15 protein-coding genes are annotated in these 12,647 nt (G+C 67.3%); 4 read left to right on the plus strand and 11 right to left on the minus strand.

Annotated elements, in window-relative coordinates; genetic code table 11:
• The first annotated feature begins 25 nt into the window (after positions 1–25).
• Positions 26–2,167, plus strand: coding sequence for a transglycosylase domain-containing protein (locus ETR14_RS01545; RefSeq protein WP_129383045.1), 2,142 nt, complete (start codon positions 26–28; stop codon positions 2,165–2,167).
• Between the two features lie 79 nt (positions 2,168–2,246).
• Here ETR14_RS01545 and ETR14_RS01550 read toward each other — a convergent pair whose 3' ends face one another.
• On the minus strand, positions 2,247–2,453 hold the full coding sequence (locus ETR14_RS01550; RefSeq protein ID WP_129383046.1) for a hypothetical protein: 207 nt from the start codon (positions 2,451–2,453) through the stop codon (positions 2,247–2,249).
• Between the two features lie 65 nt (positions 2,454–2,518).
• Entirely contained in the window at positions 2,519–4,852 is a 2,334-nt protein-coding gene (locus tag ETR14_RS01555; RefSeq protein ID WP_129383047.1) for a transketolase, read from the minus strand.
• Between the two features lie 111 nt (positions 4,853–4,963).
• Between ETR14_RS01555 and ETR14_RS01560 the strand changes: the two genes are divergently transcribed.
• Positions 4,964–5,371 carry an endonuclease domain-containing protein gene (locus ETR14_RS01560; protein ID WP_129383048.1) on the plus strand — a complete coding sequence of 136 codons (408 nt, stop codon included), beginning with the start codon at positions 4,964–4,966 and terminating at the stop codon, positions 5,369–5,371.
• A 5-nt stretch (positions 5,372–5,376) separates the two neighbouring features.
• Here the strand turns inward: ETR14_RS01560 and ETR14_RS01565 are convergent, their stop codons facing one another.
• Genes ETR14_RS01565 through ETR14_RS01575 form a run of 3 tightly spaced genes read right to left on the minus strand, consistent with a single transcriptional unit; the run spans position 5,377 to position 9,056 of the window.
• Complete coding sequence (locus ETR14_RS01565; protein WP_129383049.1) at positions 5,377–6,759, minus strand: dihydrolipoamide acetyltransferase family protein; 1,383 nt, start codon at positions 6,757–6,759, stop codon at positions 5,377–5,379.
• 6 nt (positions 6,760–6,765) lie between these two features.
• On the minus strand, positions 6,766–7,770 hold the full coding sequence (locus ETR14_RS01570; protein ID WP_129391157.1) for an alpha-ketoacid dehydrogenase subunit beta: 1,005 nt from the start codon (positions 7,768–7,770) through the stop codon (positions 6,766–6,768).
• A gap of 5 nt (positions 7,771–7,775) precedes the next feature.
• Positions 7,776–9,056, minus strand: a complete 1,281-nt coding sequence (locus ETR14_RS01575) for a 3-methyl-2-oxobutanoate dehydrogenase (2-methylpropanoyl-transferring) subunit alpha (protein WP_129383050.1) — start codon at positions 9,054–9,056, stop codon at positions 7,776–7,778.
• A gap of 168 nt (positions 9,057–9,224) precedes the next feature.
• Between ETR14_RS01575 and ETR14_RS01580 the strand changes: the two genes are divergently transcribed.
• Together ETR14_RS01580 and ETR14_RS01585 are read left to right on the plus strand one after the other, a co-directional pair.
• Positions 9,225–9,761: a histidine phosphatase family protein gene (locus tag ETR14_RS01580; RefSeq protein ID WP_129383051.1), complete on the plus strand. Its 537-nt coding sequence runs from the start codon at positions 9,225–9,227 to the stop codon at positions 9,759–9,761.
• 34 nt (positions 9,762–9,795) lie between these two features.
• Positions 9,796–10,197, plus strand: a complete 402-nt coding sequence (locus ETR14_RS01585) for a GFA family protein (protein WP_129383052.1) — start codon at positions 9,796–9,798, stop codon at positions 10,195–10,197.
• A 44-nt stretch (positions 10,198–10,241) separates the two neighbouring features.
• On the opposite strand, the gene ETR14_RS01590 is transcribed toward ETR14_RS01585, so the two are convergent.
• The 6 genes from ETR14_RS01590 to ETR14_RS01615 form a co-directional block, all read right to left on the minus strand.
• The gene (locus ETR14_RS01590) at positions 10,242–10,475 is read right to left on the minus strand and encodes a hypothetical protein (RefSeq protein ID WP_129383053.1); all 234 of its coding nucleotides are present in this window, start codon (positions 10,473–10,475) and stop codon (positions 10,242–10,244) included.
• A gap of 22 nt (positions 10,476–10,497) precedes the next feature.
• A complete protein-coding gene (locus ETR14_RS01595) occupies positions 10,498–10,845 on the minus strand; it encodes a PspC domain-containing protein (RefSeq protein WP_129383054.1) in 348 nt (115 codons plus the stop codon).
• A complete protein-coding gene (pspB, locus tag ETR14_RS01600) occupies positions 10,842–11,120 on the minus strand; it encodes an envelope stress response membrane protein PspB (protein WP_129383055.1) in 279 nt (92 codons plus the stop codon). Before pspB ends, ETR14_RS01595 begins: the two co-directional genes overlap by 4 nt.
• Positions 11,121–11,123: 3 nt before the next feature.
• Positions 11,124–11,798 (minus strand): phage shock protein PspA, encoded by a 675-nt coding sequence (gene pspA / locus ETR14_RS01605; protein WP_129391160.1) that lies wholly within the window; start codon positions 11,796–11,798, stop codon positions 11,124–11,126.
• Positions 11,799–11,919: 121 nt separating this feature from the next.
• Positions 11,920–12,105 carry a hypothetical protein gene (locus ETR14_RS01610; protein ID WP_129383056.1) on the minus strand — a complete coding sequence of 62 codons (186 nt, stop codon included), beginning with the start codon at positions 12,103–12,105 and terminating at the stop codon, positions 11,920–11,922.
• A 197-nt stretch (positions 12,106–12,302) separates the two neighbouring features.
• Entirely contained in the window at positions 12,303–12,566 is a 264-nt protein-coding gene (locus tag ETR14_RS01615; protein ID WP_243455716.1) for a hypothetical protein, read from the minus strand.
• Positions 12,567–12,647: the final 81 nt, after the last annotated feature.

Here is a 12,647-nt window from a genome sequence, read left to right on the forward strand (position 1 = left end):
CCGGGAAAGGCGCTAGGGAGCGCGCATGCGCATAGACACTTCAGGCAGATGGCAGGAGTTGCCGGCCGACGAAATGGGCTACGGCCCCAATTTCTCCGTGCCGGAGGGGCCGCCACCGAAGCGATCCTGGTGGCGGCGCTGGCGGCTGAAGCATGTCGTGCTCGGCCTCACCGCTCTGTTCATGCTGATGGTCGCCTGGCTGGCGGTCACCGCGCCCCTGTCCAAGTCGCTGCAGCCGATCGCCGCGCCGAGCCTGACCCTCCTGTCGGTCGAAGGGGAGCCGATCGCGCGCCGCGGCGCCGACATTCGGGCGCCGGTGCGAATCGCCGATCTGCCCAAGCACGTGCCCAATGCCTTCGTCGCGATCGAGGATCGGCGCTTCCGCGACCATCTCGGCATCTCGCTGCGCGGCATCGCCCGCGCCGCCTGGCGCAATGCCGGCGCCGGCGGCGTGCGCGAGGGCGGCAGCACGATCACCCAGCAACTCGCCAAAATCTCGTTCCTCAGTTCCGAACGCACCGCCGCCCGCAAGGCGCAGGAGGTGCTGATCGCCTTCTGGCTCGAAGCCTGGCTGACCAAGGACGAGATCCTCGAACGCTATCTGTCGAACGTCTATTTCGGCGACAACACCTATGGCCTGAGGGCCGCTTCCGAACATTATTTCAGCGTGCCGCCGGAGAAGCTGACGATCGCCCAGGCGGCGATGCTCGCCGGCATGGTCAAGGCCCCATCGCGGCTGGCCCCGACTCGCAATTACGACCAGGCACGGCAGCGCGGCCGGGTGGTGATCGCGGCGATGATCGAGCAGAATCTGCTGACCCCGGCGCAGCGCCGCAGCCTCAAGCCGGCGCGGCTCAAGGTCGAGCCGCAGCGGGAAGTGCCGACCGGAACCTATTTCGCCGACTGGGTCCTGCCCGCCGCCCGTGCCCGCGGCGCCGCCGAGGAAGAAGGCTATGGCGCCCAGGAGGTGCAGACGACGCTCGAGGCGCGGCTGCAGAAAGCGGCGCTGCAGACGGTGCGCCGTGCCGGCCTCGGCAAGGCGCAGGTCGCCCTGGTCGCGATGCGGCCCGACGGCCGGGTCGTCGCGATGGTCGGCGGCAAGGATTATCGCAAGAGCCCGTTCAACCGCGCCACCCAGGCGCGGCGCCAGCCCGGATCGACGTTCAAATTGTTCGTCTATCTCGCCGCTTTGCGTGCCGACATGGATCCCGACGATCCGATCGAGGATACGCCGCTCCGCATCGGCGACTGGCAGCCGAAGAATTACGGCAACGCCTATCGCGGCACGATGACGGTGAAGGATGCGCTGGCCGTGTCGAGCAACGTCGCGGCGGTGCGGCTGGCGCAGCGGGTCGGCATGGACAAGGTGGTTCGCGCGGCGCGGGATCTCGGCGTCACCAGCCCGCTCAATCCCAATCCGAGCCTTGCCCTCGGCACTTCGGGTGTCACCCTGCTCGAAATGACCTCGGCCTATGCGGCGATCGCCGCCGGCGCCTATCCGGTGCGGCCGCGCGGGCTCGACGATCCCGACAAGCCGTGGTGGCAGCGCATGTGGGACAGTTCGGTCGCCGGCGCCTCGCGGGATTCCCATTTCGACGAGATGAAGGAGATGCTCGGCGGCGTCGTCCAGCAGGGCACCGGCCGGGCCGCGGCGCTCGAGGTCCCGGTCTACGGCAAGACCGGCACCAGCCAGGCCAATCGCGACGCTCTGTTCATCGGCTTCACCGACGATCTCGTCGTCGGTGTCTGGGTCGGCAACGACGACAACAGCCCGCTCGGCAACGTCGCCGGCGGCGGCCTTCCGGCGCGCATCTTCCGGGATTTCACCGCCCAGGCCACCGGCAGCCGCCCTGCCCGGCCGGCCGCACCGGCGATCGCGACGCCGCCCGAAGTCGACGACGGCAACATGATTGGCGGCAACTTCACCATTCCGGTCGAAGGCATGGGCATCGATCTCGGCGTCGGCGTCGACGGCAATGGATTGACGGTGCGGGTGGATCCTTCCGCGGAGGGCGGCTTCCCGGCCGATGGCGGCGACGGCCCCTATCCGGAGGACGAGGGCGGACCGATCATCGACCTGCCGCCACCGCCGTCGAACGTTCGCGTCCGCCCGGCGCCGCCGCGCGGGGAGCCCGCCGATGGCGGCGAGGACGAAGAAGGGTTCTGAGCTCCTGAAGCGAGCTGGACCAGCAGCAAAAAGCCCTCCCCGCGGAAGCGGAGAGGGCTTTGTTGAACTCGCGAGGGCTTCAGCGGGTCGCGGTGGTCCTGCCGCGGCGCTTCTCGAGCACCTTCTTCGCCACCCAGGCACCGCCGACGACCAAAGCGAGGGGACCCGCGCCACGGCGAGCGAGCGCGCTCGCGCCGACGCCGATCAGGGCCCCTTTGAGGCCTTCATTGCCGTAGCGCTCGCCGACCCGCGAACCCACATATCCACCGAGAAGCTTGCCGATCATAGACTGTCTCCAACATTGATTTGCAGCAAGAGCGAGGCTGAAGCAGCTTTGTTCCGCGCGCGGGCTCAGCCGAGAAACAGCTCGGCGGCGGCTTCGACGATCGCATCGACGTCCAACCGGTAGGCGCGGTAGAGATCATCGAGCGTGCCGGTCTGGCCGAAGCGGTCCACCCCGAGCGGGCTGACCCGCTGGCCGCGGACGCCGCCGAGCCACGACAAGGCGGCGGGTGCGCCGTCGAGCAGGGTGACGAGGCCGGCGCCGGGGGCAAGCGGCGCAAGCAAGCGCTCGACGTGCGCGGGCGTCGCGCCCTTCCCTGTCCAACGTCCGGCGGTGCGTGCGCTCCAGCCTCGGTGGAGGAGATCGGGTGAGGTGATCGCCAGCAGGCCGAGGCCGGGCACATCGTCGCGCAGAGCCTCCCAGGCGGCGAGCGCCTCGGGCGCCAGCGCACCGGCGTAGACGAGCGCGGCCTCGGCGTCTTCAGCCGGAGGACGGAGCCAATAGCCGCCGGCGATCGCGTCCGCCTTCCAGCTGTCGTCGGCGCGGTCGATCTGGCGGATGGTGCGGGTGGTGAGGCGCAGATAGACGCTCTCGCCATCCTCGCGCTGCATCAGCCGGAACGCCTCCTCCATCAGCAGCGCCAGTTCGTCGGCGAAGGCGGGCTCATAGTGGCGCAGCCCGGGCTGGCCGAGCGCGATCAGGGGCGGGTTGATCGACTGGTGGGCGCCGCCCTCCGGCCCCAAGGTCAGGCCGGACGGCGTCGCCACGAGCAGAAAGCGGGCATCCTGGTAGCAGGCGTAGTTCAGCGCATCGAGGCCGCGGGCGATGAACGGATCGTAGACGGTGCCGATCGGGAACAGCCGGTCGCCGAACAGATCGCCGGCAAGGCCGAGCGCGCCGAGCATCAGGAACAGGTTGTTCTCGGCGATGCCGAGTTCGACATGCTGGCCGGCGGCGTGGCCGCTCCATTTCTGCGCCGACGGGATCTTCGCCGCGGCAAACACGTCGGCGAGCTCCTGGCGGCGGAACAGGCCGCGCTGATTTACCCAAGCGCCGAGATTGGTCGAGACGGTAACGTCGGGCGAGGTGGTGACGATGCGATCGGCAAGAGGGCCGCCGATCCGCGACAGATCGAGCAGGATGCGGCCGAACGCCGCCTGGGTCGACTGCTCCTCGCCGGTCGGAACCGGGATCACCGGAACCTCGGCGACATCCCAGACGCGGGGGCGTTTCTCGCGGGCGATGCGGCTGCCGGCGACCGCAGCCTGCGCGGCGGCGGCGGCATTGTCGCCGAGCCCGGCCCACGGCTCCCACTCCGCGCCGTCCGCAATCCCCATGCGCTCGCGCAGAGCATCGATCTGCCCCGGGTTCATCAGCCCGGCATGATTGTCCTTGTGGCCGGCGAACGGCAGCCCGTAGCCCTTGACGGTGTAGGCGATGAACAGGGTCGGCACGTCGTCCGCCGCGCGATCGAACGCCTCGACCAAGCTCGCCATGTCGTGGCCGGCGAGATTGGTCATCAGCGCCTGCAGCGCATCGTCGTCACGCGAGGCCAGGAGCGGCGCCACCGCGTCGCCGAGATCGCGCGCCAGGCGCTCGCGCCAGGCACCGCCGCCCAGGTAGGTGAGCGCGGCATAATCGGCATTGCCGCAGGCATCGATCCAGTCGCGCAGCGCCGCCCCGCCCGGCTCGGCGAACGCCGCTTCCATCAGCGTGCCGTGCTTCAGGGTGACCACCCGCCAGCCGCAGCTGGCGAAGATCTCGTCGAAGCGGCTGAACATTCGATCGGCGGTGGTCGCGTCGAGCGACTGGCGGTTATAGTCGACGATCCACCAGCAATTGCGGATGTCGTGCTTCGAAGCCTCGATCAGGCATTCGTAGATATTGCCCTCGTCGAGCTCGGCGTCGCCGAGCAGGGCGACCATGCGTCCGGTGTCCGCCGGCGCGATCATGCCGTGGGCGAGCATGTAATCCTGAACCAGGCTCTCGAAGGCGGTGATCGCGACGCCGAGGCCGACCGAGCCGGTCGAGAAATCGACCGGGATCCGGTCCTTGGTCCGGCTCGGATAGGATTGCGCGCCGCCGAGCCCGCGAAACGCCTCGAGCTGGGCCCGGCTCTGGTTGCCGAGCAGATAATGAATGGCGTGCAGCACCGGCCCCGCATGCGGCTTGACCGCGACGCGGTCGTTGGGGCCGAGCGCATGGAAGTAGAGCGCCGCCATGATCGCCGTCATCGACGCGCACGACGCCTGATGGCCGCCGACTTTCAGCCCGTCGGGCGAGGGGCGAAGGTGGTTGGCATTGTGGATCGTCCATGCGGACAGCCAGCGAAGACGATCGTCGAGCAGGCGCAGCGCTTCGAGATCGGGGGCGGAGCGGGTGGTGGAAGCGGTGTCGGGCATGGGGGCGCCTTACTGCCCCAAGGTGGGGGCCGCATAGAGGGAACTCCCCTCCCTGAAAGGGAGGGGCTGGGGGTGGGTGCGCGGAGCGCCGTTTCCTGATACTTTCGTCGCATGCGCAGACGCATCGATCCTGCTAGCACGCAGCGAGCTCGTGCGCTCCGTACCGGAGCCACCGAGCAGGAAAGGTCGCTCTGGCGCTCGATCTCGCGCTACCGCCCCAAGTTCACGCGCCAGCTTCCGATTGGCCCGTTCATCGCTGATTTGGCCTGCCGGGAGGCGCGGCTGGTCGTCGAAATCGATGGCACGCAACATTGCGACAGTGCGGAAGACGTGCACCGGACTGCCTATTTGCACGCGCAGGGCTGGACTGTGATCCGTTTCTGGAATTCCGAGGTCAACGACAATCCGGATGGCGTTGTCGAAGCGATACTCGCGAAAGCCGCCGAGTGCCTCGGCGGCACCCACCCCCTGCCCCTCCCTTCCAGGGAGGGGAGAAAGCGCCGGCGGCGTACCAGTTGACGTTTCTACAAAGACAGCAATTTCAGCGGGTTCTCGACCAGTTTTTTCATGTCCTGGAGGAAGCTCGCCGCATCCCAGCCGTCGACGACGCGGTGGTCGCAGGAGAGGGAGAGGTTCATGCGCTTGCGGATCTCGAGGTCGCCGTCGACGACCACCGCTTTCTCCTCGAGCTTGTTGACCGCGATGATCGCCACTTCGGGGCGGTTGATCACCGGTGTCGAGGTGATGCCGCCCATCGGTCCGAGGCTGGAGATGGTGATGGTGGATCCGGACAGCTCGTCGCGGCTGGCCTTGCCGGTGCGGGCGGCCTCGGCGAGGCGAAGGATCTCGCCGGCGATTTCCCACACGCTCTTGGTCTCGGCGCTGCGGATCACCGGCACCATCAGCCCGTTCGGGGTCTGGGTGGCCATGCCCATGTTCACCGCGCCGGAGCGATAGACGACATTCTCGTCGTCATCGTAGCGGGCGTTGATTTGCGGATAGTCGGCGAGCGTCTTCGCCATCGCCGCGATCAGGAAGGGCAGCATCGTCAGCTTCGGGTTCGATCCCCGATCGGCATTCATCATCGCCCTCGTCTGTTCGAGCGCGGTGACGTCGAACTCCTCGACCAGGGTGAAATGCGGGATGCGGCGCTTCGCCTCAGCCATGTTCTCGGCGATCTTGCGGCGGAGGCCGACCACCTTCACCGCTTCGTCCTGCCGACGCGGCGCGCCGCTGCGCGCGACCGCGCCATTATTGTAGAGCAGGTAGGCGTCTAGATCGGCGTGGCGGATGCGATCGGAGGTGGTCTTCACCTCGGCGAGGTCGACGCCGAGATCGCGAGCGCGCTGACGAACCGCCGGAGAGGCGAGGACTTGCGGCCTCCTCGCGCCTTCCCCACCGCCCTCGCTCGCCCCGAGCGAAGTCGCGGGGCGTTCTTCGGCGTCTGTTGACGGAAGCTGAGCGTCTGCTGAAGGCTGCGTTGAGGAACCGGCGACGAACGGCTCTTGCGAGGATTTTGCTTCTGCGGGCTCCTCCGCCGTACTCGGCACGGCGGCCTCCTGCGCCTGCGTCGGCGCAATCAGCCCGTCGGCCAGAGCCACCGTGTCTATGCGCTCGCCGGCCTCCGTCTCGGTGCCATCCTGCTTCGCACCGGAAACGGCATCTGCCTCGGTCTCGAACACGACCAGCACCGAGCCGATCGCGATCTGGTCGCCGACCTCGCCCGCCACTTCGACGACCCGGCCCGCGACCGGAGATTCCATCTCCACTGTCGCCTTGTCGGTCATCATGTCGGCGATCTGCTGGTCCTCCTTGACCATGTCACCGACCTTGACGTGCCAGGCGACGATCTCGGCCTCGGCGATGCCTTCACCGATGTCGGGGAGCTTGAATGCGAAGCGCGCCATGACCGATCAGACCTCCAGAGCTTTCTTGATCGCGGTGCCGATGCGGATCGGCCCGGGAAAATAGGCCCATTCCAGCGAATGGGGATAGGGCGTGTCGAAGCCGGTCGCCCGCTGGACCGGCGCTTCGAGATGGTAGAAGCAGCGTTCCTGGACGAGCGCGGAGAGCTCGCCGCCGAAGCCGCCGGTGCGGGTCGCCTCGTGGACGACGACGCAGCGCCCGGTCTTCTTCACCGAGGCTTCGATCGTGTCCATGTCGATCGGCAGGATGGTGCGAAGATCGATCACCTCGGCATCGATCCCTTCGGCCTCGATCGTCGCGAGCACGACGTGGACCATGGTGCCGTAGGCGACCACGGTCACCGCCTCGCCCTCGCGGACAACCGCCGCCTTGCCGAGCGGCACCGTATAATGGCCCTCCGGCACTTCCGCCTTGGGGTGCTTGGCCCAGGGCGTCACCGGACGATCGAAAAAGCCGTCGAACGGGCCGTTGTAGATCCGCTTGGGCTCGAAGAAGAGCACCGGATCGGGATCCTCGATCGCCGCGATCAGCAGCCCCTTGGCATCGTAGGGGTTGGACGGAATCACCGTCTTGAGGCCCGCGACGTGGGCGAACAGGCTTTCCGGCGACTGGCTGTGGGTCTGGCCGCCGAAGATGCCGCCGCCATAAGGCGAGCGCACCGTCAGCGGCAGGGTCCATTCGCCGGCAGTGCGATAGCGCATCCGCGCCGCTTCCGAGACCAATTGGTCGAAGGCAGGATAGATGTAGTCGGCGAACTGGATTTCGGCGACCGGGCGCAGGCCGTAAGCGGCCATGCCGATCGCGGTGCCGATGATCCCGTTTTCCGAGATCGGCGTATCGAAGCAGCGGCTCCTGCCATATTTCTTCTGCAGATGCTCGGTCGCGCGAAACACGCCGCCGAAGAAGCCGACATCTTCGCCCATCGCGACGACGCGGTCGTCGCGTTCCATCATCACGTCGTGAGCGCTGTTGATCGCCTGGATCATGTTCATGATCGTCATTTGCGCTTCGCCTCCAGCTCGGCGACCATCTGCGCCTGCTGTTCCCTGAGGTGCCACGGCATCTCCTCGAACACGTCCTCGAACATCGTGGTGACGTCCTGCGGGAATTCGATCGAGGAGGTGACCAAAGTCCCCTGCTTTTCCGCCTCGCGCTGGGCGGCGCGGACTTCGGCTTCGACCGTTTCGAGCAGATCGCTTTCGCGGGTCTCGTCCCATTCGCCGAGCAGGACGAGATGCTGCTTCAACCGGGCGATCGGATCGCCGAGCGGCCAGGCTGCGCCGGCATTCTTGGGCCGGTAGGCCGAGGGATCGTCGGAGGTCGAATGACCCTCGACTCGGTAGGTGAACATTTCGATCAAGGTCGGCCCGAGGTTGAGGCGAGCGCGGTCGGCGGCCCAGCGGGTCGCCGCGAACACCGCCAGCGGATCGTTGCCGTCGACGCGCAGGCCGGCGATGCCGTAGCCGACCGCACGCGCCGCGAAGGTGGTGAGCTCGCCGCCGGCGATGCCGGAGAAGGACGAGATCGCCCACTGATTGTTGACGACGTTGAGGATGACCGGTGCGCGATACACGCCCGCGAAGGTGACCGCGGCATGGAAATCGCCCTCCGCGGTGGAGCCGTCGCCGATATAGGCCGAAGCGATGCGGCTGTCGCCGCGGATCGCCGACGCCATCGCCCAGCCCACCGCCTGCGGATATTGGGTCGCGAGATTGCCCGAGATGGTGAAGAAGCCATATTCACGGGAGGAATACATGATCGGAAGCTGCCGGCCCTTCAACGGATCGGCACGGTTCGAATAGACCTGGCACATCATGTCGCGCAGCGGATAGCCGCGGGCGACGAGGATTCCCTGCTGGCGATAGGTCGGAAAGGTCATGTCGTCGCGGTCGAGCGCGTGGGCGGCGGCGACCGCCACTGCCTCCTCGCCGGTCGACTTCATGTAGAAGCTGGTCTTGCCCTGACGCTGGGCGCGGTACATGCGATCGTCGAAGATCCGCACCGTCACCATGTCGCGGTAAATGCGCCGCAGCTGATCCGGATCGAGCCGCGGATCCCACATCCCGACCGCCCTGCCCTCGTCGTCGAGCACCCGGACGAGCGAGTAGACAAGCTCGTGCGTCTCTGCGGGCGATGCGGACACGTCCGGCTTGCGGACGCTGCCCGCGGGCGGGATCGCTATGTGGCTGAAGTCGATCTCGTCGCCCGGGCGCGCATTCGGCTCGGGCACGTGCAGGGAGAGCGCCGGCCGGTTGGGGCGCTCGATATCGCTGGTCATCCTCTCTCCTCTACCGTCGCGCTGGATGGACGCGCCGGCCTTTTTGATCGTGGCGCGCCTCTAACCGATAATGCTCGGCCTTGCCAGCCGGGCCCGATGTCAGATCCGGCGAGATTCCGGCCGCGAACTGCGTTACGGATCGGCGCAACCAAAGCAGGGGCCTGAAGCATGCGCTTTCGACACGTCGTTCCGATTCTCCTGGCGCTCCCGCTCGCCGCCTGCGCCGGCGGGCATGAGCGGGAATCCACCTACAACCGTGCGGAGGCTCAAGCCGTGGATCCGACACCCGCCGCGCCCGACGTCTACGTCATGCGTCATCTCGAAAAGGGCGACGGCGTCGACCCGGGGCTTTCCCCCGAAGGGCTTCGGCACGCCGAGGACCTGCTCGCCTTCTTCGCCGCCGATCCGCCCAAGGCGATCTACGTCAGCACCACCCGCCGCGCTCGCGAGACCGCGACGCCGCTGGCGTCCACCCTGGGCCTGCCGCTCAAGACCTACGACCCCGCCGATACCGCCCGGCTCGTCGCCGAAGTGGCGCGCGAGCCCGGCCCGGTGCTGATCATCGGCCACAGCAACACCGTACCGGAAATCGTCGAGAAGCTCGGCGGCGCCCGCCCGGAGCCGCTCAGCGAGAGCGAATTCGGCGACGTCTGGCATGTGGCCGGCAGCGATCATCGGGTCGAGAAACGACGGCTGGGGCAATAAGAGCGGCGCTGCCGCCATCGAACGGATGAAGGCAATGGACAGGGTACGGAGTGCGGCCTGCGCCTGCGGACAATTGACGGCAACCTGCACCGGCGAGCCCGTGCGAAACTCGGTCTGCCACTGCCTCTCCTGCAAGCGGAGGACCGGCAGCGCCTTTGCGTGGAACGCGACCTTCGCCGATGCGCAGGTGGCGGTGGCGGGCGAGAGCCGCAGCCGGTTTCGCCACAATGCGGAAGGCCGCTGGAGCCGGACCGATTTCTGTCCGGACTGCGGATCGACAATCTTCTACCGTATCGAGGGGCGCCCGGGGATGGTCACGATTCCGGTCGGCGCCTTTGCCGAAGTGGATTTTCCGGAGCCGACCGTCTCGGTCTACGGCGAGCGGCGTCATCCGTGGGTGCGGCTGGAGACGGCAGGCGCCCTCAGCGAGGAATGAATGCGGCGGGGAGCCGAGGCTCCCCCGCCTTTCCCCCCGGACGCTTACAGGTCGACGCAGGCCGCGATCGATTCGAGCTTGCGGATGCGCTCCTTGAGATCGGCCATCTCGATCAGCTCGGTCATGCTGCCCCCGGTGGAATGCCGCGGCGCTGCGCCGAGTTCGAGCCGCTTGAGATCGAGCCAGCCCTGCCAGGCCTTGAGGCACGCGAGCAGGGTCAGGCCAAGACCGATCAGAGCGACTGTGGAGAGGGCTGCAAGGGTGATCATGCCGGACATGTCTCTTCTCCCGAATTGAACGTCAGCGCAGCCGGTCGATTTCGTCAGCGAGGCGGCGGTTCGAGCCCGCGACGTAGGAATCGACCTCGATCATGCGACGGTCGATGTCGCGCATCTGCTCCTGATAGTCGCGCGCCGACATGCGGGGCGCCTTGTACGCATCGTGATCGGCGAGGCTCGCGGGCTTCTTGTCGGCGATGAGGGCCGCGATGCCGTAGGCGAGCAGGGTCCACGGAAAGGCACCGAGCAGAGTGATCAAGACGATGCCGACGCGGACCAGGGTGGCATCCCAGCCGGTCATGTTCGAGATGCCGGCGCAGACGCCGAGGAGCTTGCCGTTGCGGCGGTCGAGACGGAAGGTGCGTTTCACTTGATCCTCCTGAGGCTTTCCTGGTTCCGGTCTTCGAGGCCGGATTGAAGGGGGTCGGCGGCGAGTGCGCGCCAGTTGGGATTGTCAGCGCCGACGATCCGTTCGACGGTGATCACCCGGTCTTCGAGGCGGCGGGCAAGGTCGTAGAGATCCTCGATCAGCTTCTCGTCGTCGGTGGTAAGGGTCGCCGCGGTCTTCCAGCGCGTGAGGTAATGCAGGATCAGCCACGGCAGACCGATGAAGATCGCCGGGATGACGATGATCTCGGAGCCCATCGGTCAGGCCTCCGGGCCTGCGGCGAGCCGCGCCTTCATCGCCGCCAGCTCGGCATCGACCTTGTCGGCGTTGCGAAGTTCGGCAATCTCGTCCTCCAGGCTCTGCGGCGGTGCGCCCAGCGCGAGCGCATCGGCGCGCGCCTCGGCGAGGTCGGCGTGGCGTTCGAGCTGGTCGAAGCGCGAAAAGGCTTCGTCGACCCGCGGCCCGGCATAGACTTCCCGCATCCGCACCCGGTTCTGGGCGCTTTCGAAGCGGCTCTGGATCGCATTCTGACGCACCCGGGCATCGCGCAGCTTGGTCTGCAGCTTGGCGATGTCGCCTTCCGAGGCACGCAGTCCGTCGTCGAGCATCTCGATTTCCTGGGCGAGGCTGTCGGCAAGGTCGGCCGCTTTGTTCTTCTCCTGGAGCGCGCCCTTGGCGAGGTCTTCGCGACCTTTGGACAGCGCCAGCTCGGCCTTTTCGGTCCAGCTGTCCTGCAGCTTGTGCAGGCGGGCGATCTGGCTGCGCATCTCCTTCTGGTCGGCGATCGTCCGGGCGGCGGACGCACGCACTTCGACGAGCGTCTCCTCCATCTCCATGATGATCATCCGGATCATCTTGGCCGGGTCTTCCGCCTTGTCGAGCAGATCGGCGAAGTTCGCGGCGACGATGTCGCGGGTGCGCGTGAAGATGCTCATCGGCAGATCCTTGAAAGTCTGGCTTGGCGGCTCGGGGCGGCGTGGACCGCCGGGGCGCGGAGGTGGCTGGAGCCGCTGCGGCGGCATCGGCACCAGATCCTCGCGGCGGACATGGATCGGCTCAGCCATGGACGATTGCCTCCGCATCGATCGCGGCGACCTGGACGGGCGCGGTCTGGACGGCCACCGGTGCCGCATTTGCGGCGACACGGACCGGGCCGGCAGCGGCGGCGAACGCGGTGGCGGTGAGGACGATGGCGGCAGCGGCGGCGATCACACCCTGCTTGAGATTGTCGAGGTCGAACATGGCTTGGCTCCCTAGATCCTGTTGCGAACCGCCTCGCGGCGGGTTGCCAACAGAATTACAAGGCCCGTGCCAAGTGCGGAGAATGGCGGTTTTCCGCCATTAATGCCCGAAGAACGTGGATTGCCGCAGCCGTACAGATACCGACTGTTGGTGTATCACGCCAACTTTCAGCGGGCGCCGATCGCGCCGACCGCAGGTCAGCCGTACGTACGGGCGCGGGTGACGATGCGGCGAAGGCTGGAGCGGCGGTGGCGCGGCCCTCGCGTCGCGTCGAGCAGCTTGCCGCCGGCCATGAACACGGCCCCGGTGCAGGCCGCGAACAGCAGGTAACCGAGAACTCCGGGATATTTCTGCAGATAGACGAAGCCGCGGGTAACGGCTCCCACCGCCAGTGCGTAGATGATGGCGAACGCTTCGAGGCGGGTCTTGATGACGAAGAGACGCGCGATCCTGCTGAACATGCGCGCAGCCAAGCAAGAGCTGGGCCATTGGCGGATTTGCGCCAATCCCGATCCGCGACCGTTAGGAATTTGTAAACCATA

The organism is Sphingosinicella sp. BN140058, from assembly GCF_004135585.1.
Classification (GTDB): Bacteria; Pseudomonadota; Alphaproteobacteria; order Sphingomonadales; family Sphingomonadaceae; genus Allosphingosinicella.

Bases quoted from the DNA above. Each gene is read 5' to 3' on its own strand.
- pspA (WP_129391160.1), bottom strand. From the start codon at position 11,798: ATGAGCATCTTCACGCGCACCCGCGACATCGTCGCCGCGAACTTCGCC.
- ETR14_RS01560 (WP_129383048.1), top strand. From the start codon at position 4,964: ATGCGCAGACGCATCGATCCTGCTAGCACGCAGCGAGCTCGTGCGCTC.
- ETR14_RS01615 (WP_243455716.1), bottom strand. From the start codon at position 12,566: ATGTTCAGCAGGATCGCGCGTCTCTTCGTCATCAAGACCCGCCTCGAA.
- ETR14_RS01580 (WP_129383051.1), top strand. From the start codon at position 9,225: ATGCGCTTTCGACACGTCGTTCCGATTCTCCTGGCGCTCCCGCTCGCC.
- ETR14_RS01575 (WP_129383050.1), bottom strand. From the start codon at position 9,056: ATGACCAGCGATATCGAGCGCCCCAACCGGCCGGCGCTCTCCCTGCAC.
- ETR14_RS01610 (WP_129383056.1), bottom strand. From the start codon at position 12,105: ATGTTCGACCTCGACAATCTCAAGCAGGGTGTGATCGCCGCCGCTGCC.
- ETR14_RS01585 (WP_129383052.1), top strand. From the start codon at position 9,796: ATGGACAGGGTACGGAGTGCGGCCTGCGCCTGCGGACAATTGACGGCA.
- ETR14_RS01550 (WP_129383046.1), bottom strand. From the start codon at position 2,453: ATGATCGGCAAGCTTCTCGGTGGATATGTGGGTTCGCGGGTCGGCGAG.
- ETR14_RS01570 (WP_129391157.1), bottom strand. From the start codon at position 7,770: ATGAACATGATCCAGGCGATCAACAGCGCTCACGACGTGATGATGGAA.
- ETR14_RS01590 (WP_129383053.1), bottom strand. From the start codon at position 10,475: ATGTCCGGCATGATCACCCTTGCAGCCCTCTCCACAGTCGCTCTGATC.
- ETR14_RS01555 (WP_129383047.1), bottom strand. From the start codon at position 4,852: ATGCCCGACACCGCTTCCACCACCCGCTCCGCCCCCGATCTCGAAGCG.
- pspB (WP_129383055.1), bottom strand. From the start codon at position 11,120: ATGGGCTCCGAGATCATCGTCATCCCGGCGATCTTCATCGGTCTGCCG.
- ETR14_RS01545 (WP_129383045.1), top strand. From the start codon at position 26: ATGCGCATAGACACTTCAGGCAGATGGCAGGAGTTGCCGGCCGACGAA.
- ETR14_RS01565 (WP_129383049.1), bottom strand. From the start codon at position 6,759: ATGGCGCGCTTCGCATTCAAGCTCCCCGACATCGGTGAAGGCATCGCC.